The organism is Paenibacillus sp. FSL R7-0345, from assembly GCF_038595055.1.
Classification (GTDB): Bacteria; Bacillota; Bacilli; order Paenibacillales; family Paenibacillaceae; genus Paenibacillus_AQ.
Window position 1 is genome coordinate 213,320 of sequence record NZ_CP152002.1, and the last position, 21,955, is coordinate 235,274.

Genomic DNA, 21,955 nt, shown 5'->3' on the forward strand with positions numbered 1-21,955 from the left:
TGAAATGAAGCGTTGACAGCAGAAATGAGGGGGCACCGATAAGCGGTGCTCCCTTTTTTGCTTATCCGGGATAACTAAAATTAGGGGATATCAAAACTGTGACCACATTCGTAGATATGAAGGCAACGTTGCTCATATAGTGGAGTTGCGGTCCATTTTGTTAGGTAATTTATTCAAATATGAACGGAGAGGAGCTTTACTATGATAATGGATAAAAAAGTTCTGCTGGCAGCCATCTTATCCTTATTTTTTGTAGTCCTTGTTCCCTATTCAACACCCGTAATTTATGCAGATCAGACTTTAAAAGTAATCTCAATATCAGTAGCAGGTCCGGCAAGAGCATTAAAGCCGAAACAGACCTATCAGTTAAAACCGGACGTAGTCACCTTACCACAAGACAGCAATGTAAAAATTGCGTACTCCTCGGCCAATACTCAGGTAGCAACAGTAAATATGAGCGGTCTTGTAACAGCTGTCAGCCCGGGGAAGGCCATTATATATGCCAGCTCGGGCGGAAAAAGTACATATGCTGTAATCAAGGTGGATTCAAGTGCAGTAAAACTCACTACAGGGCTGTGGGTGGAAAAGAAGAATATTAAAAAGCCAAAAGAACAGCTGTTAACAGAGGGTGCCGTTTATTTTAAACTCAAGAGTTTCGATAATCATGTGTTGACCGGACATTTTTTTGCCGTTAGTGCTCCTCCATCCAATCGGATAGCTGATGTTGAAATCAAGACAACACTGAAGAACGGCAAGGGAAGCTTCTCCTATACGGATGACGGCTGGGGGAACAGCGGGGAAGGAACTGTAGAAATGAAGGGCGGCACTCTTGAATTCAGCTTTAAGGAAACCCAATCAGACAGCATGGCAATGTGGCAGCTTGGAACGCATATTTTTATATTGTACAAATCTGAAAGTTAAATCCCCGATTTTTGCCTAACCTCCAATACTCCTTTATAATGATAGGCCAATGCTTCTAGACAGGAGGAAACTATGGCTTTTATTAAAAATCAGCTGGCGGAGTTTGGTGTAGGCGGGGTGATGCTGGATTATCTTTCGAATCTAATCATGGTTGCTTTTATAGCGCTGCTCTGTGTACTGGCTAATTTTGTAGTCAAAAAGCTGGTGCTGCGGGTCATCATTCACATCATCAATAACAACCGGTACACGTGGGATAACATTATTCTGGAGAAAAAGGTGTTCCACAAGCTGTCCCATCTGGCGCCCGCCTTCATTATCTACTACTCGGCTGCTATTTTTCCGTTATATCAGTCTCTGATTGAAAAAGCGGCAATGACCTATATGATTATCGTAACGATCACGGTACTGAATGCGCTGCTTGATGCGGTTGATGCGATTTACCGTACCTTTGATGTCTCCAGGATCAGACCGATTAAGGGCTACATTCAGGTTGCCAAAATCATTCTGTTCATCATCGGTGCTATTGTGGTAATCGCAAATCTGATCGGACAAAATCCGCTGATCATCCTTAGCGGGCTGGGCGCCTTGTCAGCGGTGCTGATGCTGATCTTTAAGGATTCCATACTGGGTCTGGTGGCGGGCGTCCAGCTGTCCTCCAATGACATGGTGCGGGTGGGCGACTGGATTGAAATGCCCAAATATAATGCGGACGGTGAGGTCATCGACATTACCCTGAACACCGTGAAGGTCATGAATTTTGATAAAACGATTACGATGATTCCCAGCTACGCCCTCATTTCGGACTCCTTCAGGAACTGGAGAGGCATGCAGGTGTCCGGCGGCAGACGGATCAAACGGAGCGTATATATTGATACGAGCAGCGTGTGCTTTTGCACCCGGGAAATGATTGATGAGTTTCAGAAAATCCATTATCTCAGTGATTATGTAACAGCGAAATTAAGCGAGATCAAGGCCTATAATATTGAGCATCAAGTGAATATGGAGAGCAATGTGAACGGAAGACAGCTCACGAATATCGGCGTATTCAGGGCTTACATTCAGGAATACCTGCGGAATCATCCGAAAATTCATAAGGATATGACCCTGCTCGTCCGCCAGCTGGCTCCGGGTGATAACGGGCTGCCTCTTGAGATCTACGCATTCAGCAATGATACCACCTGGGGGGTGTATGAGTCGGTGCAGGCGGATATTTTTGATCATATTTTTGCGGTTATCCCCACCTTCGGGCTGCGGGTGTTCCAGAATCCGACCGGCCATGATATTGTTCATCTAAAAGAGAAAGCGGAGCTTCAAACGATCATTCCCCTGTCAAATAATCATTAATCCAGAATTCTGCAATGCAGCTTGCGATATGAGTAAATGATTGTATCGCAACCCCATACACGAGGATATGCTGAGGTTGTTTCAGGACCTAATTTGTGGGAGGGAATGAAGTGAAGAAGAGAACGGCAAGGGTAACGGGGATTTTGCTTTTATTTACAATGGCCTTATCTTTGGTGGCCGGCAACTGGGCAAACCCTACGGCACATGCAGCAGGTGTGTCCATTACGGAAAGCGGGGGCTGGAATGAAACGGCTTATACGGAGTGGTCGCCGGTAAGCGGTGCAACGGGTTATAACGTATATGTGAAGCAGGCAGGCGCAGCGGACTCGCAGTATCAGCAGCTGGATAATCAGTTAATCCGCAACTACGCCTCCTACTGGAGAGCGGATGCAGTCGGGCTGGCCGCCGGGAGCTATGTAATGAAGGTAGAGGCTGTACTGTCAGGAGGAGGAACCGCCAGCAGTGTAACAGGTACGCTTAATGTGGCGGCGCATGACCGGTCGGGGTTTGCTTTTTCACCAAGCTCTCCCTTCGGCACGGGTTCTGGTGCTTATAATGCGAACGGGACGCTGAGAACTGGCGCGCAAGTCCTTTATGTCACCTCACAAACGGCCCAAACGGTAACCCTGCCTGTCAAAACCAGCAGCTCAGGTGCAGTGCAGACCGGCGTTGGCCTCGGCGAGATTTTGAACCTCAGACAAAAGGGTTATGATACGACTCCGCTGGCGATCCGGATTATCGGAAAGGTAACAGCGGCCGACCTGAGCGGACAGCTGAACAGCAGCGGCTACCTGCAGGTCAAAGGCAAAAATAACTACTCGGAAATGAACATCACCATCGAAGGGATCGGCCGGGATGCTTATGCGTACGGCTGGGGACTGCTCCTCCGTTACGTAGGCAACGTGGAAGTGAGAAACCTGGGGCTGATGCTGTTCCCGGACGACGGCGTCTCGATGGATAGCGGAAATGCGAATGTGTGGGTGCATAATAATGATCTTTTTTACGGGGCGGCAGGCGGAGATGCGGATCAAGCCAAGGGTGACGGCTCAACCGACCTCAAGAACGGTTCATCCTACATCACCATTTCCTACAATCATTACTGGGATTCGGGAAAATCCTCGCTGGTCGGCCTGACCGAACCGTCGGAGTTCTATGCTACCTTCCATCATAACTGGTTCGACCACTCGGATTCCCGCCATCCGCGGATCCGCGTAGCGTCGGTTCATATTTATAACAACTATTTTGACGGAATCTCCAAATATGGTGTGGGGATGACAAGCGGAGGCTCCGCTTTTGTAGAATCCAATGTCTTCCGCAATGCCAAGTATCCGATGATGATCTCCCTGCAGGGCACGGATGCCCTTGGGGAAGGCACCTTCTCTGGTGAAAACGGCGGGATGATCAAGGCGTACAACAATCAGGTGACGGGTGCAGCCAGCCTGATCTATGCCAACTCCGGCACGGGGACAGCTGCGGCTAATGCGACCTCTTTTGACGCTTATCTCGTATCCTCAAGAAGTGAGACCGTCCCAAGTTCATTCAAAGCTTTAGCAGGTGGTACGGCCTATAATAACTTTGATACGACCGTAAATACAGGGGTAAGCGCCGCTGCGGTTGATGCCGTCAGCTCGGTTGAGCAGAATGTAAAAGCAAAGGCCGGACGCCTGGGCGGCGGCGACTTTAGCTGGACCTTCAACAATGCCGTGGATGACGTATCGTATGCGCTCAATACCGCGCTGATGTCGGCGATCCGGGGGTATACTACCCAGCTTGTCTCTGTAGGTGGCAATTCCGGTGCCACACCAACACCGACACCGACGGCAACAGCAACACCTGCACCAACAGCAACACCTGCACCAACGGCAACTCCAGTGCCAACGGCAACGCCTGTGCCAACCGCGACTCCGGTACCGACAGCCACCCCGGCTACGGGTGTGTATGTCCACGACTTTACGGCATCCGGGAAAACGAGCAGCTTTTTTAACATCCAGGGCAATCTCTCTACCAGCAAAGGGACGGTAGTTTATAATGGCCTGACTCTGACCCAATGCCTGAAAATCGAGAGCTCGACCAGCATCCAGTTCACGGCGGCCAAAGCCTCGACGTTAACCCTGGTGTTCAACGCCGAAGGAACGCAGATTAAGGTGGACGGAACAAGCTATCCGATCACGAACCGGATTGCAACGATTCCGCTTGCGGCGGGGGCACATACGATTACGAAGGATAGTACGGCGAATTTGTATTATATGAAGCTGGAGTAGAGCGGACGGGCGGCCCTTTGGGGCCGCTTTTTCTATTTCCTCAGGGGACCCATTGACTTAAACCAGGGTTTAAGTCGTATGCTAGGGGTGTCGACAGGGTAAGATCACATTTGGAGGCCTTCAATATGAAAACAATTTCGATCGGTGAGGCTGCGGCTGCGCTTCGTATTCCGGAATCCACACTACGATATTATGAAAAGCAGGGGCTGCTTCCGCTGATCGAGCGTGACGGGGCGGGCAGACGGTTATTTTCGGAACATCAGATGGAGCTGCTGGAAACCATACTGCGGTTGAAGCATACACATATGCCCATTCAGGATATAAGGCAGTATATCGCCTGGGTCATTGAAGGGGAGAGCACAACGGAGCTGCGGCTTGAAATGATGACCAGGCATAAGCAGGCGGTGCCGGACTGCATGTACACGGGGAGCCGCTGGAAGCTTTTGCAGACGGAATTTTCAAAGGGCTGGAAGAAGGAAAAGCAGAGATCGGATACGGAACCTCGGTAGACCGCCTGCGTATGTCCCGCGATCTGGTGGATGAGTATACGGCGAAGATGTATGAGGCTAGTAAGCGTATGGTTGAGTAGCGAACTGAGCCATGCAGGTTTCACCTGCCGGATTTTGGTTTAGGAAGAGGTTGAGTGGTATAGTTAAACCAGTCCAGCCAAGGAGGTAATACAAAGTGAACCAGCATATTTCGGAAAAGGTTTTGAACGACGGTCTGAAAATACCCGCTATAGGCTTTGGTACAGCCTTTCTGAAAGGCGCAGATGGAGCGAAAGCAATTACGGGAGCCATTGAAGCCGGATACCGGCTGATTGACTCGGCGTTTAATTATGAGAATGAAGGGGCGGTCGGACAGGCTGTCCGTGAGAGCGGATTGCCGAGAGAAGAGCTGCGGATTACTTCGAAGCTTCCGGGGCGCCACCATGCTTATAAAGAGGCACTGGAGACGATTGAGGAGTCCTTATATAGAGCAGGCCTTGATTATTACGATCTGTATCTGATCCACTGGCCTAATCCGAAGACAGATAAATATGTGGAAGCCTGGCAGGCGATGATTGAGGCGAAGAAGCGCGGCTATGTCCGTTCCATCGGAGTCTGCAATTTCCTGCCGGAGCATAATGAACGTATTATAAAAGAGACCGGTGTAGCGCCGAGCATCAATCAGGTGGAACTGCATCCGCTGTTCAATCAGAAGCTACAGCGTGCAAAAGACGCCGGACACGGTATCGTAACGGAGTCCTGGAGCCCGCTCGGACGCGGTCACAGCATGCTGAAGAATGAACAGATTGCAGCCATCGCAGCTGCCCACGGCAAAACACCAACCCAAGCCATTCTGCGCTGGCATATCCAGCTTGGTGCGGTTCCGATCCCACGGACCAGCTCTGTGGAGCATCAGAAGGAGAATCTCGAAATCTTTGATTTTGAGCTGTCGGATGCTGAAATGAAGGTCATTTCAGGCATGAGCAAACCGGACGGACGGCTCTGGGAGCAGAATCCGGCGGAGTATGAAGAAATGTAAACTAAAAAAAGTGCCTTCCCCGTCGAACAGGGAAGGCACTTTTTATTGCAGTTCTCGCGGCTTCGGGTTTCTCGGCCGGCGCGGGGCCTTCTCCTGCCGGGCAGCACGGACCGGCCGCATGCCGGTCATCTCCGGCAGGTGCTTCCAGTAGCGCTTCGGCATCATGGAGGCGCGCTGCCGGTCGTTCTTGCGCTCTTTGATGCCGATGGCGTGATAGAAGCTCTGCCAGAGGCGGCGGTAAGCAGCTTCAGTCTCATCCGGCTGCGGCGGAACCCATTCATCGAGTGGAACAATGGCGTGCCGGCCGGGCTGATGAATCAGCGCTACCCTGTGGGTGCGGTCGTAGATCATGAAGCTCTCACTCTGGAACCGGTCGCAGAAATGGTCCTTGATAACGGGCAGAACGTAGCCTTGCGGTTCAATAACGGCTGCCATGACAGGGCCGTACACGGTGAACCGGATGAAGCCCAGATAATGATGGCTTTCCCGCCGGAGCAGCCGGACTGCCTTATTCAGGGCGAAGAACGTATCATCTGCAAGCATGTTCATTACTGCGCTGCCGTTGCTAAAGCCCAGATACAAAAAATTCAGCAGCAGCATCTCTTTATCCGGCACGGCAGACCAGAAGCCAAGGCGGACAAGCTCCTCCGCTTCGCGGGAAATCTTCAGCGGGATGGAGCGCAGCACGCGGTCTGCCTTGATCTTATCGGTCTCGATCCATTTTGCTTCCAGCAGCAGTCCTTGGCCGCTGCCCTCCGAGTGGATGGCCAGCGGCGTTTCCTTCCACTGGTAGCTCTCGAACACGCAGCATAGCAGGCCCTCAAAGCTGCCGTCATAGGAATAGGCTAAGGAGGAGGTTACAAACATGGTGCTTAACCTCCGTAACTGAAGGATGCAGCCACCCCGGCCTCAGGCAGGGCAGCTAAATAGCTGTCGTCGAAGAAGGAGAGCTGTTCGATCTCCGGCTGCTGAAACTTAGCCAGCTCCTGTCCGGACATCAGCGAGCGGAGCAGGGTATGCTCGCCTACCTTGAGGCCTTCCAGCGGCCGGCCTTTGCAGGTGATGAAGAACTGGGCGCGCTTGAGCACAACGCCGAGCTTCTTCAGCGCATGGAAATCAAGCGTTCCGGCCCGGCGGGCCTTGATGATCCGCTGGGCGCTCCGTACGCCGATGCCGGGCACGCGCAGCAGCATCTCATAAGGTGCGCGGTTGACCTCCACCGGGAACTGCTCCCGGTGGTTGATGGCCCAGCTGCATTTCGGATCAAGCAGCGGGTTGAAGTTGGGCGCTGCCTCATCGAGCAGCTCCTTGGCCTCGAAGCCGTAGAAGCGAAGCAGCCAGTCGGCCTGATACAGCCGGTGCTCGCGCAGCAATGGCGGCTTGGTATCCAGCGAGGGTAGCAGCGAATCCTCGACCACCGGGGTATAAGCGGAATAGAAAATCCGCTTGAGCTTATACTTCTTGTACAGTCCCTCTGTAAGGTTCAGAATCTGGTAATCGGTATCGGGCGTTGCGCCGACGATCATCTGGGTGCTCTGGCCCGCCGGCGCAAAGCGCGGGGCATGCTTATATTTGACGAGTTCCGTACTGTTCTCGGTAATCTTGTTCGTAATAAGGCCCATCGGCTGCAAAATAGACTGCTTGCTCTTGTCCGGAGCAAGCCGGCGCAGGCTCTCCTGGGAGGGCAGCTCGATGTTGACGCTCATCCGGTCGGCCAGCGTGCCCAGCCGGGACAGGAGGGCATCGTCTGCACCGGGGATGGCTTTTACATGGATATAGCCGCGGAAGTGATATTCATTGCGCAGCAGCTCAAGGGCGGCAATCAGCTGCTCGGTCGTATAGTCGGGACTGCGCATAATGCCGGAGCTGAGGAACAGCCCCTCTATATAATTGCGGCGGTAGAACTGCATCGTAACATCGGCAATTTCCTGCGGAGTAAAAGCGGCCCGGCGCACCGGGTTGGACTTGCGGTTGATGCAATAGGCACAGTCATAGATACAGCCGTTGGTCATCAGCACCTTGAGCAGCGAAATACAGCGCCCGTCAGCCGCGAAGCTGTGGCAGATTCCAAAGCTGACCGCGTTGCCCAGGCTTCCGGCCTGGCCGGAGCGCTGGGAACCGCTTGAGGTGCAGGCGACATCATATTTGGCTGATTCAGTCAAAATCTCTAGTTTCTCCATCATATCCATCGTTACACACTCCTCACAAAGAAAAGTATATAACGAACATATGTTCTTGTCAAAATCCAGATAATTGCACATAAAATCACGGAGTAATGAGCTTGCTGAGCACATAAAAACCTGAGAAGCCCGCTTGATTATGAGCTGAACGATGGGGGAATCTTGTGTAACCATATGTACCTATATGTAAGCCATACAGAAAGCTTGCACCAGAATTTTAACGGACTGAACAGCCGTTATTTGCGGAATATCGGGGCCCGATGCAGGCTAACGGACACCAGAGCCCCTATTGGGCTCAAATTAGTCTGGAAGCAGACTATCCCGCACAAATAACGCCTCCTGAGTCCGTTAAAACTTCAATATGCCAAAAAAACCTCCAATAGCGCCTCCTGAGTCCGTTAGAGACTTTCATTTTTGCAGCCATTGAGTCAGCGAATCAGAAAAATCTGCACATGAAGGAGAAGCATAAAATGTAACCGCATTCCTGCTTATGCTATAATAGCAACTAACAGAGAGAGAAAGTGCTTTACCAAAATTAGAATGGGAGTGTTGCGGGAATGAGAAAATATAACATTTGGCGGCCGATTATGCTGATTCTGGTTGTCTTCGTGACGAGATCACTGGTAACCACAGTCTGCCTGCTGTTTGGCATGTCAGAGGAGTCGGCGGGCAGCGTTGCGATGATCGGGATGATTATTGCCGCCCTGATTATGTATAACCGGATGATGAAAACCACCAGGCGCAAATAAAGCGCTGCAGGGTGTCTGCGTAAACAAGCCAAGCATTTATTAAATTCGTACAAGTCGGATAAACGAACTTATGAGAACATCAGCAAGCAAACCTCTCCTTACAAAAGACTGGCGGCAGACTGGCCGGCTTCCGGGTTAACAAAGAGGGGTTTCTTTTTTTTGCAAGTTTTCTCGGAGGAAGCGATAAGGCGAACTATTCTGCTGTTTATCCTAATAAAAAAGGGCGCCCCAGGCAGCCGTCGTTTGACGGGCTTGAGGGCGTCCTTTCTGCTGCGTAACGGGTTATGCGGCGGTTACTGATACCTGGAGTAAAGCAGCCAGATGAGCTCCCGGCGGCTGCTGACGCCTGCCTTGCTGAAGATTGACTTCAGGTGATCCTGCACAGTGTAGGCGGAGATGTGGAGGTTCAGGGCGAGTTCCTTTGTGGAGAGTCCTTTGGAGAGCAGCAGGGCGATTTCTTTTTCCCGTTCCGTGAAGCCGTAGGCTTCGGTAACCATGGGCAGCAGGTCGGCAGCTTTGGCTGCCGTGAAGGAGACGGCAAGCTGGACGAGACCCGATGGGCCGTCCAGCCTGCTGGCAGTAATGTTGATAAAACGCCCGTCGGGGGCGCGGAAGCAAACCCTCGCCGCCGCTGTGGATTCACCGGAAGCAGGTGATCCGCCCCGCGGCAGTTCACCCGCCGCCCGTTTCCCGGCCAGCGCCCGCAGGCTGACTGCCCTGACCGGCCCGGGCAGCGCGGGCCGGGACTGCTGTTCCATGCGCTGCAGCTGCTCCAGCCAGTAGCGCCCGCCCGGATTCTGGCTTACCGGCTCAAGCCGGTCATCCAGAATAATAATGCCCTCCTCCGGCTGCCCGCCGGAGTCAGTCAGGGCGGCCGGGTTCAGCGCCTTGGCCTTCAGGCGGCCCGCAATCAGCGGGGCAATATCGCGGATGAACTGCAGCTCCTCCTGCTGAAACGGTCCCTGTTCCGATTTGCGGAACAGGATCAGAAATCCCCAGCAGGCTTCGCCGGTCCGGAGTGCAGCCCTGAGCTCGTCCGCGAAGCCCGCGGGCTGCAGCACCTCACGGTATCGCCGGCTCAGCTCCGGCCGGCCGCCTGTGGCTTCCCATAACGAGGAAGCCGCAGCGTTAGAGCGGGCCAGCTCGGCGAACTTGTTATAGTCGTCATGCAAATACTCATTGTCGAGCAGGGCGCCATGAATGCGCTCCAGACCCTGCTCGGTAATAGCGCCTGTGGTGAGCAGGGTCTGCGGATCGACGGTCGTGCAGCAGGCTGCGTCAAAGGCCAGGCCTGTTCTGATCCGGGTCAGCATGATCTCCCTGTACATCAGGGAGGACAGCTCCTGCTTCTGATCCAGCTCCTGCAAAAGTTTAGTCATTGCGGCAGATGCTTCTTTCATAACATGGCCCTTTCGCTATATAGATAGATTGGTCTGCCTGAGGACTGTGCTGCGTTGAAGATAAATCCCAGTTATGTGGGATGGTGCAAAAGCGGTGCAGCTCTGATAATGAAAAGTAATTCTTATTATAGCTTACCGCAGCAATCCATCAAATGGAGGGGACTCTATGAGCAATAATATAAATGGGCCAGCCAACCCTTGGGAACAGGCCGATGGTGATCAATATACAAGCAATATCAGCCGCAAAATACCAGGCTATCAGCTGCAGTATGAGCTGATGGATACCCTGCTGACGGCACAGCTGGACAGGCAGGAGCAGCCACGGCTACTGGTCGTAGGCGCAGGCGGCGGCCAGGAGATTCTTACACTGGGACGGAACCATCCGGATTGGCGCTTCTGCGGCCTGGATACCTCCGCCCCGATGCTGAAGACGGCCCGGCAGCGGATTGCCGCAGCCGGAATTACAGCTCAGGCGGAGCTGCATCACGCCGATATCTGCTCCTGGAGCGGCGGCGGATATGATGCGGCAACCTGTATGCTGGTGCTGCATTTTGTGCAGGGGCGCGGGAGCAAGCTCGCGCTGCTGCAGGCCATTGCCGCGCGGCTGAAGCCAGGCGCGCCGCTGCTGATCTCGGCCATTAACGGCGACCCCGCTTCGCGGGCCTGGCAGGTACAAATGGCCGGCTGGAGGCTGCACATGCTGCGCGGCGGAATCGGGCAGGAGCAGGGGGAGGCTTTTACAGCCTCCTTTGGAGTGACTTCACATCCGCTCCCGGCAGAGGAGATGGAGCTGCTGCTGGAGCAGGCCGGCTTTACATCGCTGTCGAGATACTTTGGTTCTTACCTGATCGACGGATGGGTGGCGCTCAAGCGTTAAGCTTTCAGAATCAGCTTTCAGAATTTAAATGAAGGAGCAGGACAGAATGAGGACAGATATTGTTGTAATCGGCGGATATGGTCATGTGGGCGGGCAGATCTGCACGCTGCTGGACAGCAGATTTCCGGGTGTTGTCTACGCGGCAGGCCGCAATTTCGAGCGGGCAGAGCGGTTCAGCCAAAGCACCGGGGGCCGGATCAGGCCTATGCGGATTGACGCGGCTGAAGCTTTTCCGGCACAGCAGCTGAGTAAGGTCAAGCTGGTTGTTGTGTGTCTGGATCAACAGGACACTTCCTTTGCAGAGGCTTGTCTGAAAGAGGGGATTCACTATATTGATGTGACGGCAAGCCTCGACTTTTTCACCCGCATGGAGCAGCTGAACAGCTCCGGACATGATTATAAGGCGGCTGCGTTGCTGAGCGTAGGGCTGGCTCCGGGGTTGACCAACCTGCTGGCGGGCGAAGCCGCCCGCTCGCTGGATAAGGCGGAGCAGCTGGACATCGGCATTCTGCTGGGGCTCGGCGACAGCCACGGCCAAGCGGCGATTGAGTGGACAGTAGATAATCTGTCGGCACAGTTCGAGGTGATGCAGAAGGGCAGGGAAACCAGAGTGGACAGCCTTACGGATGGCCTGCTGACAGACTGGGGCACAGGGCTCGGCAAGCGCCGGGCCTACCGTTTTCCGTTCGCAGACCAGCAGACGCTGGCCCGGACCCTGCGTATCCCGACCGTCTCAACGAGACTGTGCTTTGACTCCAAAGCGGCCACGGCAGGCATTGCGCTGCTGCAAAAGCTCGGGCTACTGTCGCTGCTCAAAGGCAGACGGATGCGCGGGGCGGCTGTAGCCTCCTTTGGCCGCATCCGCTGGGGCAGTGAGCAGTATGCCGTTAAGGTGGAGGCCTCCGGCTTAAAGAACGGAGCGGCTGCCCGCTCCGAATATGTGATCCGCGGATTGAAGGAAGCTACAATCACCGCCCGGGTGGCTGCGATTGTAGCCGGGACAATCTATCTAGAGGGCCATAGCAAGCCGGGGATTCATCATCTGGAGCAGCTGTTCAGGGTGCAGCTGCAGACGGACCGCCTTACCCTGCAGCTGCAGGATCAGGTGCCTGACAGCGGCAGCTATAATACGATTAGCGGGATCAGCTGCTGGTCCCGGCATACTTGAAACAAGGAGGCACATACCCTCTTTTGCAGAAAACCGGATGAAAATCCAATCAAACCTTTGATTCTTGTAAGGGTATTCTTTATAGTAAGGGGAGAACCTGCAAAGGATAGGGATCTTACAACCGGGAGGAAACAAATTGAGCACTGATAAAATCGGAATTCCATTGGAAGGCTTTGCTGAATTCAGCAGAATAGTAGCTGCAGAGGGCGCTGTCCTGCTGCGTAATGAAGGAAATATACTGCCGCTTCGCGATAACGAAACCGCTTCAGTTTTTGGCAGAATTCAAGTAAACTACTACCGCAGCGGTACAGGGTCAGGCGGAAGCGTGAATGTAGCTTATACAACGAATCTGCTCGACGGGCTGCGCAGCAAGAAGAATATCAAGGTTAATGAAGAGCTGGCTGCAACCTATGAAAAGTGGATCCAGGAGCACCCGTTCGACAACGGCGGAGGCGGCTGGGCTGCTGAGCCTTGGCACCAGAAGGAAATGCCGCTGAGCGAGGAGCTGGTGAAGCAGGCCAGAAGCATGTCCGATAAGGCGATCATCGTCATCGGCCGTACTGCCGGCGAAGACCAGGATAATGCGGATGCGGCGGGAAGCTACCAGCTGACCGAGGATGAGAAGACGATGCTGAAGCAGGTAACGGCCTATTTTGAACAGACCATTGTCGTGCTGAACGTATCGAACATTATTGATATGAGCTGGCTGAATGAGGAGAGCTACGTTAATCCGATCTCTTCTGTGCTCTACTCCTGGCAGGGCGGGATGGAAGGCGGCAACGCGATTGCCGACGTGCTGGCTGGAGAAGTTACGCCAAACGGTAAATTGACGGATACCATTGCGTATTCCATTGATGATTATCCGTCGACGGTCAATTACGGCAACGAGTTCAAGAACCTGTACCAGGAAGATATTTATGTGGGCTACCGGTATTTTGAGACGTTTTGTCCGGAGAAGGTCCAGTTCGAATTCGGTTACGGGCTGTCCTATACCACTTTCAGAGTAGAGCCGAAAGAGGCGAAGCTGTTCACCAAGGATGAGAAGACTTATGCATGGATTGACGTAACCGTAACTAATACTGGCAGTACTTATGCCGGAAAAGAAGTCGTACAGGCTTATTACGAAGCGCCGCAGGGCAAGCTGGGTAAACCGGCAAAAGTGCTGGCAGCCTTCAGTAAGACCGGCGTGCTGTATCCGGGTGAATCCGAGACGATTGCCCTGGGCTTCGAGCTGCAGACTATGGCTTCCTACGATGATGCCGGTGTAACAGGACATCCTTCCGCTTATGTGCTGGAGGCCGGAACGTACCGTATATATGCGGGAACCAGCGTGAAGAACGTTCAGGCGATCGCTTTTGAAGGACAGGAAGGCTATATCGTGGAGGCGCTAGAAGTAGTGGAGCAGCTGCAGGAGGCGCTGGCGCCTTCGGAGAGCTTCACCAGAATGATGCCGGGTGCCCGCCGGGCGGACGGCTCCTATGAGCTGACTTATGTGGAGGCGCCGAAGCAGAAGATCTCGCTGGCCGAGCGCATTGAGCACAACCTGCCGCAGAGTCTGGAACAGACCGGCGATCAGGGCTATAAGCTGCGCGATGTGCAGGAGGGCAAGGTCAGCCTGGCAACGTTCATTGCCCAGCTGAGCGATGAGGATCTGGCTGCACTGGTCAGAGGCGAAGGCATGAGCAGTCCTCTGGTTACACCGGGAACAGCTTCGGCCTTCGGCGGCGTAACCGATTCGCTGTACAGCTTCGGCATTCCGGTGGCCTGCACATCGGACGGCCCGTCCGGCATCCGGATGGACAGCGGACAGAAGGCGACCCAGGTCGCGATTGGAACGCTGCTTGCGGCAACCTGGAACGCGGATCTGGTCGAAGAGCTGTACGTGCTGGAAGGACAAGAGCTGCTGCGCAACAATATCGATACGCTGCTCGGACCGGGACTTAATATCCGCCGCAGCCCGCTGAACGGGCGTAACTTTGAGTATTTCTCCGAAGATCCGCTGGTCTCCGGCGTATTCGCCGCAGCCTGCACCCGCGGTATCCGCAAAGGCGGCTCCAATGCGACGCTGAAGCATTTTGCCTGCAACAATCAGGAGAAATACCGCAGCAAGGTGGACGCTGTTGTATCGGAACGCGCTCTGCGCGAGATTTATCTGAAGGGCTTTGAGATTGCGGTCAAAGAGGGCGGAGCGAACTCGGTCATGACCTCGTATAACCCGGTTAACGGACACTGGGCGGCATCCAATTATGACCTGAATACAACCATTCTCCGCGGCGAATGGGGCTTCCGGGGCATTGTGATGACTGACTGGTGGGCGGTTATGAACGACTGTGCTGAGGGCGGACCGGCTGACCGGAAGTACACGAACTGGATGGTCCGTGCGCAAAATGACCTGTACATGGTAGTCAGCAACTATGGCGCAGAGACTAATGCCTATAGTGACAATACCATTGAATCGCTGGCCAACGGTACACTGACCCGCGGAGAACTGCAGCGCAGTGCGGCGAACATTCTGTACTTCATCCTGCAGTCTCCGGTATCCTCCAGAGAGCAAGTGATTGAAGAGACTGTTGAGTCCTTTACGCCTGCCCCGTCCCTGGCAGCAGGACAGGCACAGACGTTGTCCGCTCAAGGACTGATAACGCTGACTGCAGAAGGAACGGCTGTCCTGAACGTGGAGCAGGCCGGGGTATACCGGCTGTTTGCCCGCGTCATGTCTCCGGATACCGAGCTGGCGCAGAGCGCCTGCAACCTGAACCTGAACGGCCGGACGGTGACCACCGTTCAGACGAATGGTACAGACGGCCGCTGGATTCAGCTGAAGCTGGTTAAAGCCGAGCTGGAAGCTGGACTGTATGAGCTGACGCTTGAGCATGTGAAGCCTGGCATGCAGGTGGAAGCCTTCGAATTTAAGCTGGTTTAGGATAAGGCCGTAAGCGCCGTTTCCTGGCCCCGCAGCAAAAGACACTCCGGCCCCCGGCCGGGTGTCTTTTGCTTTTTTTGGTTATATAAGAGGTAAGCAACTATCCGGCTCCCGGTTCCGTCTGAAAGATATAGCCGCTGTAACCTACATCCTGAATAAACCAAGGGAGATGAGTACGATATGAAAAAAGCATTGCTGCTAACAATGTTAATGTGCAGCGTGGCCCTGGCCGGCTGCGGAAACAATACTGCTCAGAATACCCATTCAGCCGGATCAAACCAGGCTGAGCAAGCGACAGCCGCCCCATCAGCTCCGGCTACAGCAGCGCCGATGGAGACTGCAGCCGCCCCGGCGGCGACACCGGCGGCTGAACAAACACCGGCCGCCTCCGGCACCAAGGAGGAGTACCTGGCCAAGCTGGATGCTGTGGAAGCCGGGCTCAGCGATCTGCAGGAACAATATGATTCCGGAGTAACGGCATCCATGCGCGAGGCTGCCAGTGAGGAATATGAACGCTGGGACAAGGCCTTGAACGAAATATATGCGGCGCTGAAGCAGCAGCTGCCCGAGAGCGAAATGGCTGAGCTCAAGGAGAAGCAGCTGGAATGGATTACCTACCGGGACGAAACAGCAAAAAAAGCATCCCTGGAGTTTGAAGGCGGCACGATGGAGCCGCTGGAATATGTAGCGGTGCTGGGAAGTGTCACTAAAGACCGCTGCTACGAGCTGGTGAATATATACATGAAATAAACCTGCCGGATAAATAATCAGGCCGGACAGCGGTTTTCCTGATATCAGGAGATGCGCTGTCCGGCCTTTTTTGTGCCGATTATTAAAAGCTGCGGCTATTCCTTATTCATAAGCCCCTTCAGCCCGGTCATAAACGGCCGGATCTGCTTAATCATGCCATAGCCCATCTTCATGACCGGCATCGCCCGGCGCATCAGGCCGAAGAAGCGCAGCCCGCCGCCCATCAGTCCGCCCAGCCCTCCGAGTCCGGCGCCGGCGCCGCCCGCTCCGCCCAGTCCGCCTAACAGCGGTCCCAGGAGCGGCATAAAAGCGGACACTTCCGCCTGCTTGGCGCGGGGAGCAGCGGCTCCTCCCGCTTTTTTGCGGGCGCGCGGTGCGGCGGAGAGGACCACCGCCTCTTTTTCACAGCCGGTTATCCATCCTACATACGTCCGTCCGTCATGCAGCGTAATGCAGACCTTGCGGCCCTTCAGCTGCTTGGCCTGACTGCGGACTTTTGCTGAATTTCCCATCAAGGATCACCTCGCCTTCCTGTTTACTTTATAGTACACAGGGATTTGAATACGGCTTGTGCTGATGCAGGTGCGTAGCAAATAACAGTTGAGAAATGGGCGCCGGATAGAGTAGTATAACAGTATGGTATTTATTTATATGAATTAATTTATATTTATATTAAATAAAAGATTGGGAGAGTCCACAATGACAAATTTTCGTGATCAGCTTATCGCCCATTATAAGTTCGATGATGCCGCAAATGCCGGCAGAGACAGCTCGGGACAGGGACAAGACGGCGCAGCTTCCGGCACAACAGTACCAGTAGTAACCGAAGTAGGCGGAAGAACGGCTGCCAGGTTCGCAGGAGGACCAAGCGGCACATCCTATATTCAGCTGCCTGCCGGGCTGCTTACAAATGTAAGCGACAACAATGGCTTGACGGTAGCTGCCTGGGTGAACTTCAGCAAGGGTACGAATGTGTGGGAACGTATCATTGATTTTGGCAAAAGCGAGGCCGGACCCTACCTGTTCCTGACCCGCGGACTGCGCGGTACACTGACGGCCGGCGGCGATCTGTCGGCTGATCCGGGGAGAGGTTATGCAGCAGGGGAGTGGATTCATTTTGCGCTGTCTGTCACCGGGACGCAGGGCGGTACGCTGAGCAGCGCCGGTCCGGTCGTCTATGTGAATGGTGAGGCGGCGGCCGACGGCTCTATCAGCCAGACCTCAAGCGGAAATTACGCCCAGCTGCGCAGATGGTTCGCTACCTTTGCTGATCCGGACAATTACAGCCGCAATTTTATCGGGCGTTCGCAGTATGCGGTGGATGCTGATTTTGCCGGAGCGTTATCAGATCTGCGGATATACAAAGCCGGATTGTCGGAGGATGAGGTCATTGAAGTGATGTGTGAATCGCTGACCGACCAGGAGATTGTGAAGCTGGCCAGAGACAAGTATCTGCCTGTCCTGAATTCGATTGTAACCAGTAACTTATCCCTGCCTTCGTCGCTGATGGGCGGAAAAGTACAGGTGGTCTGGACGTCAAGCCAGCCCGCTGTCCTGTCGGACTATGGTGTCATTCAGGAAATTAGCGGGGCTGAGGCGGTAACGGTAACTGCGGTGCTGAGCAGGGGCAATGCCTCCAGTGAAAAAAGCTTCGGCCTCTCCGTGCTTCCGGCTCACTTGCCGCCCTACACGCTGACAGTGCATGGCGGCTGTGAGGTGCTGGATGTCAGTGAGGTGATGTATGGCCTGTTCTATGAGGATATCAACAATGCGGCTGATGGCGGCATTTATGCCGAGCTGGTGCAGAACCGTTCGTTTGAGTCCTTTGCTTTTGATACATACTCGCAGGTTTCCGGCGAATGCGGCTGTTCTACAGGACGGAACCGGGAGCCGCTGTTTGCCTGGTCGGGAGATACGGAGCTTATGAGCCCGCAGCATCACGGCGGCTTGAATGAGTTTTTTGGAATCGCGGATAAGGAGGTAAATGCGGTTTATGTGACAGTGGCGGACGGAGCAACGATCCGTAACCGCGGGTTCGCTGATTCTAACGGGCATTGTGCAATGTCGGTTGTTAAGGGCGCCAAATACGATTTTACAATCTGGGCCAAGGCGGAGTCCGGCGGGACGATTACGCTGCAGCTGCAGGATGCTGACGGTATGGCTGTCAGTGACGCAGTTATTGTACAGATAGAAGGCGGGACCGGCTGGAAGAAATACGGAGTGCTGCCGGAACAAGAAATTACACTGACAGGTACGGCTAAAGTGCTCGGTCAGCTTGTGCTCACTTTTAACGGTAAAATTTCCATTGATATGGTCTCACTTATGCCGCGCGATGTCTGGGGAGCAGGGGAGGAGACCGGCTCGCCGACTGCCCGCGCCAATTATCTCGGCAACCCGAACTACCGGCTGAGAAAAGATCTCGTGCAGGCACTCGCCGGCATGCATCCCAAATTCCTGCGCTTCCCGGGCGGCTGTATCTCCGAGGGCTCCTTCATCTGGGAGAACGTCTATGACTGGAAGGATTCGGTCGGAGCGGTGGAGCTGCGCAAGGAGAATTTTAACGTTTGGGGCTACATGATGACTATGGGCCTTGGTTATATGGAGTATTTTCAGCTGGCTGAGGATCTGAATGCGGCCCCGCTCCCGGTTATGGCCTGCGGCGTGCTGTGCCAGGCCCGGTCCGACTATGCCCATCCGGCAGGCGGGGCGCTGCGCGACTATTTTATACAAAACTTTACTGATCTCATCGACTTTGCGCTCAGTACCGATTTTGAGAGCAATGAATGGGCGGCGCTGCGCAAAACGATGGGTCACGAAGCACCGTTTGATCTGCGTTATCTGGGCGTGGGCAATGAGAACTGGGGTACGGAGTTTTTTGCTAACTTTGAAGTGTTCAAGGCGGCGATTGATGCTTATATGGAGTGCCACTATCCGGGTTATGAGCTGCATATTATCTCTACGGTCGGTGCCCAGGCGGATGACGATGCCTACCAGCAGGGCTGGAAGTTCCTGAGCGGCAATTTGCGGGGAACGGCTGAGGTGGCTTTTGCCGACGGCCATGATGTTATTGAAGAAACGGTGACCTGGTATCAGAAACAGCCGGATTACATGGACACCATTGCCGATGAGCACTACTACCGTTCCAATGAATATCTGCTCAAGAACGCTGACCGTTACAACTACTACTATAGAGCGTATCAGGCTGACGGCAGCATAGACTGGAAGGCGACCTCCAAGGTATTTGTCGGGGAGTATGCATCCACGGATAAAAATACACTGGCCGGCGCTGTCGCCGAAGCCGCAATCATGACCGGTTTTGAAAATAACGCTGACGTTGTGCGGCTGGCAGCCTATGCGCCGCTGTTCAACAAAGTGCTGACTGACGGCACCTACCGCTGGACCCCGGACTGCATCTGGTTTGACGATGAGACGGTCTGGTTCACGCCGAATTATTATGTACAGCAGCTTTACGCCAAGTACCTGGGCAACAAGGTGCTCGCCACTTCCTTCTCGTATTATGCCAAAGGTAAACCGGCGGCACTTGTCCCGCATGGCGGGGTTGAAATTTCTGCAGGCAGTGCGGATCTGCTGGTGAAACGGGTCACCGTTATTTCCAACAAAGACGGCAGCGTGCTGCTGGATCAGGATTTCACTCGGGAGCTTCATCCCGGCTGGCAGGTGATTCCGGGCCCGGCTGAGCATGTTGTGCAAGGCGGCGAAGGTGTGCTGCTGAAGGGGCAGGGCAGCGGCCGCAGCGGACTCTATTTCCTGAACGACAGCTGGTCTGACTATACCTTGGAGGTTGTGGCTTCCCGGAGACAGGGTGCGGATGGCTTCTATGTCGGCGTGGGCTTAACAGATATTGCTGCAGAGACAAAGAATGTTCTGGAGTATGCTGTCGGCTACGGCGGAAACGCTACGGGCCTTAAGGTATTCAAGCAGGGAGCAGAGGCTTACACGCTTGGCGACTACTCCTCCAGCACGGCAGCAGGTAATCTGCGGGCAGCATGCTATGAGGGGATAGAGGATAATACAGAATACACGATTACGGTGAACTACGGCGGCGCGGACGGCAGCAGACTGCTTTGTTCTTACACGGACGGGGCGACTAGCAGCAGGGTGCTGGATTACAAGCTGGAGGCTTATAACAGCGAGGTGTTCAACTCGGTTACCCGAGATGCTGAGCATGTATATGTGAAGCTGGTGAATCCAGATGATGTGGCAAAAGCGACAGAGCTGAAGCTGCTGGATTTAAACGTTACCGGTACTGCGAAGCTGATCACCCTCAGCGGTGATGCCTGGCTGGTTCATGTGCCTAATGTGAATCAGAAGCTGAGCGAGCGAATCGTTCCGCAGGAGCAGCAGATCATGCTGGACGGCAGCCCGCTGGTGCTGAACCTGCCGGCCAACTCGGTGAATGTGCTGGTGCTGGACCTGGGAGTTTAGCGGGTTAAGGGTGGTCTAAGTGCAACTGCAATCTGAGTGCAACTGCAACTCAAGTCAAATCCCTGGGTGCTGCCTTTGCTATGATTCATAGTGAAAGGAGAGAGGCAACAATGTACGAATGGAACGAGATGGTTCAGCAGATGATTGACTGGATTGACGGTGATCTTACGGATGCCCCGACCCTGCTGCGGATGTCGGAGGAGCTTGGTTATTCGCCGTATTATTGCACCAGGCAGTTTCATACCCTGACTGGTATGACGGTGCGCGATTATATCCGGCTGCGGCGGATCAGCCGTGCCGCCCTGGAGCTCCGCGATACGGATGCCCGCATTCTGGATATAGCCGTAAAGTACGGATTTTCTTCGCAGGAGGCATTTTCGCGGGCTTTTGTAAAGGCTTTTAAGCTGACACCCGGAGCTTACCGTACAGCCCGCAGTCCTATTCCGCTCGCCATTCGTGCTGAGGTGTTCTCTCCTTATCATTATCTGATGAAGGAGCGGGAAAAAATGCGGGAGGTTCATCTGCAGGCAGCTCAGATTAAGCTTGAGTTCATACCAGCCCATAAATTTATCGGGATTTGGGATCCGGGTTCGGTCAATTACGGCGGATTCTGGAACAACGGACACGACTGTGACGAGGTGTCGGGAACGCTGGAGAGCATGTCTCATCATACGCTGGAGGGTCAGCTGGGCCAGACGGCCGGGTGGTTCTATCGAAACGGGCAAAAGGGTTATTTGTACGGAATCCCTGTACCGGCTGATTATGCCGGGGAGGTTCCGGAGGGAATGGAATGCCGGGATATCCCGGCTTCGGAGTACCTGGTCTTTTTCCACCCTCCGTTTGATTACCTGCAGGATAACGGGGCGGTCATGCGCACAGTGGAGGAAGTAGCCTGGAACTATGACCCTGCACAGATAGGCTATGCCTGGGACGTGGAAGAGAAGCAGGATTACCAGCGCCATTTTCCGGAGGGCTACGGTTATGCCGTGCTGCGGCCGGTGAAGAAGCTGGGATTGGAGTAAACAGCCGAGATGAAGGCCGCCCTGTTGGGCGGCTTTTGCTGTTGGCGGTCCGGACAGCTGCTGACTTGGCAAAGGAAAAAATGCTCTTGATTCCGCCGAAAGTAGGCCGACGGGCGAAATGAAGGGCAAAAATGCTCTTGATTCCGCCGAAAGTAGGCCGACGGGCGAAATGAAGGGCAAAAATGCCTTTGATTCCGCCAAAAGTAGGCTGACGGACGGGATGAAAGGCAAAAATGCCTTTGATTCCGCCGAAAGTAGGCCGACGGACGGGATGAAGGGCAAAAATGCCTTTGATTCCGCCGAAAGTGGGCTGACGGACAAAATGAAAGGCAAAAATGCCTTTGATTCCGCCGAAAGTAGCGAACCAGTAAAAGGAGAGGCTTCAAT

At 54.1% G+C, this 21,955-nt stretch carries 16 protein-coding genes; 12 read left to right on the top strand and 4 right to left on the bottom strand.

The window, feature by feature from the left end; genetic code table 11:
• Positions 1 to 207 precede the first annotated feature (207 nt).
• The 5 genes from NST84_RS01020 (at position 208) to NST84_RS01040 (ending at position 6,053) form a co-directional block, all read left to right on the top strand.
• Entirely contained in the window at positions 208 to 921 is a 714-nt protein-coding gene (locus tag NST84_RS01020) for an Ig-like domain-containing protein (RefSeq protein WP_342563824.1), read from the top strand.
• 72 nt (positions 922 to 993) lie between these two features.
• Entirely contained in the window at positions 994 to 2,265 is a 1,272-nt protein-coding gene (locus NST84_RS01025) for a mechanosensitive ion channel domain-containing protein (protein WP_342563825.1), read from the top strand.
• A gap of 110 nt (positions 2,266 to 2,375) precedes the next feature.
• Positions 2,376 to 4,526, top strand: a complete 2,151-nt coding sequence (locus NST84_RS01030) for a pectate lyase (RefSeq protein WP_342563826.1) — start codon at positions 2,376 to 2,378, stop codon at positions 4,524 to 4,526.
• Between the two features lie 125 nt (positions 4,527 to 4,651).
• Positions 4,652 to 5,035 (top strand): MerR family transcriptional regulator, encoded by a 384-nt coding sequence (locus NST84_RS01035; protein WP_342563827.1) that lies wholly within the window; start codon positions 4,652 to 4,654, stop codon positions 5,033 to 5,035.
• Between the two features lie 175 nt (positions 5,036 to 5,210).
• Positions 5,211 to 6,053 (top strand): aldo/keto reductase, encoded by an 843-nt coding sequence (locus NST84_RS01040; RefSeq protein ID WP_342563828.1) that lies wholly within the window; start codon positions 5,211 to 5,213, stop codon positions 6,051 to 6,053.
• 42 nt (positions 6,054 to 6,095) lie between these two features.
• Here the strand turns inward: NST84_RS01040 and NST84_RS01045 are convergent, their stop codons facing one another.
• A complete protein-coding gene (locus NST84_RS01045) occupies positions 6,096 to 6,920 on the bottom strand; it encodes a TIGR03915 family putative DNA repair protein (protein WP_342563829.1) in 825 nt (274 codons plus the stop codon).
• Positions 6,921 to 6,925: 5 nt separating this feature from the next.
• Positions 6,926 to 8,242 (bottom strand): putative DNA modification/repair radical SAM protein, encoded by a 1,317-nt coding sequence (locus NST84_RS01050; RefSeq protein WP_342563830.1) that lies wholly within the window; start codon positions 8,240 to 8,242, stop codon positions 6,926 to 6,928.
• Between the two features lie 548 nt (positions 8,243 to 8,790).
• On the opposite strand from NST84_RS01050, the gene NST84_RS01055 reads away from it, so the two are divergent.
• Entirely contained in the window at positions 8,791 to 8,982 is a 192-nt protein-coding gene (locus NST84_RS01055) for a hypothetical protein (protein ID WP_342563831.1), read from the top strand.
• Between the two features lie 293 nt (positions 8,983 to 9,275).
• Here the strand turns inward: NST84_RS01055 and NST84_RS01060 are convergent, their stop codons facing one another.
• Positions 9,276 to 10,361: a helix-turn-helix transcriptional regulator gene (locus tag NST84_RS01060; RefSeq protein WP_342563832.1), complete on the bottom strand. Its 1,086-nt coding sequence runs from the start codon at positions 10,359 to 10,361 to the stop codon at positions 9,276 to 9,278.
• A gap of 187 nt (positions 10,362 to 10,548) precedes the next feature.
• On the opposite strand from NST84_RS01060, the gene NST84_RS01065 reads away from it, so the two are divergent.
• The 4 genes from NST84_RS01065 (at position 10,549) to NST84_RS01080 (ending at position 16,100) form a co-directional block, all read left to right on the top strand.
• On the top strand, positions 10,549 to 11,259 hold the full coding sequence (locus NST84_RS01065) for a class I SAM-dependent methyltransferase (RefSeq protein WP_342563833.1): 711 nt from the start codon (positions 10,549 to 10,551) through the stop codon (positions 11,257 to 11,259).
• Between the two features lie 46 nt (positions 11,260 to 11,305).
• Positions 11,306 to 12,427 (top strand): saccharopine dehydrogenase NADP-binding domain-containing protein, encoded by a 1,122-nt coding sequence (locus NST84_RS01070; protein ID WP_342563834.1) that lies wholly within the window; start codon positions 11,306 to 11,308, stop codon positions 12,425 to 12,427.
• A 136-nt stretch (positions 12,428 to 12,563) separates the two neighbouring features.
• Positions 12,564 to 15,350 carry a glycoside hydrolase family 3 C-terminal domain-containing protein gene (locus NST84_RS01075; protein ID WP_342563835.1) on the top strand — a complete coding sequence of 929 codons (2,787 nt, stop codon included), beginning with the start codon at positions 12,564 to 12,566 and terminating at the stop codon, positions 15,348 to 15,350.
• Between the two features lie 180 nt (positions 15,351 to 15,530).
• A complete protein-coding gene (locus NST84_RS01080) occupies positions 15,531 to 16,100 on the top strand; it encodes a lysozyme inhibitor LprI family protein (protein WP_342563836.1) in 570 nt (189 codons plus the stop codon).
• Positions 16,101 to 16,195: 95 nt separating this feature from the next.
• Here NST84_RS01080 and NST84_RS01085 read toward each other — a convergent pair whose 3' ends face one another.
• Entirely contained in the window at positions 16,196 to 16,612 is a 417-nt protein-coding gene (locus NST84_RS01085; protein WP_342563837.1) for a hypothetical protein, read from the bottom strand.
• A 187-nt stretch (positions 16,613 to 16,799) separates the two neighbouring features.
• Between NST84_RS01085 and NST84_RS01090 the strand changes: the two genes are divergently transcribed.
• Positions 16,800 to 20,546, top strand: coding sequence for an alpha-L-arabinofuranosidase C-terminal domain-containing protein (locus NST84_RS01090; RefSeq protein WP_342563838.1), 3,747 nt, complete (start codon positions 16,800 to 16,802; stop codon positions 20,544 to 20,546).
• Positions 20,547 to 20,656: 110 nt separating this feature from the next.
• Complete coding sequence (locus tag NST84_RS01095) at positions 20,657 to 21,568, top strand: AraC family transcriptional regulator (protein WP_342563839.1); 912 nt, start codon at positions 20,657 to 20,659, stop codon at positions 21,566 to 21,568.
• The last annotated feature ends 387 nt before the right edge of the window (positions 21,569 to 21,955 follow it).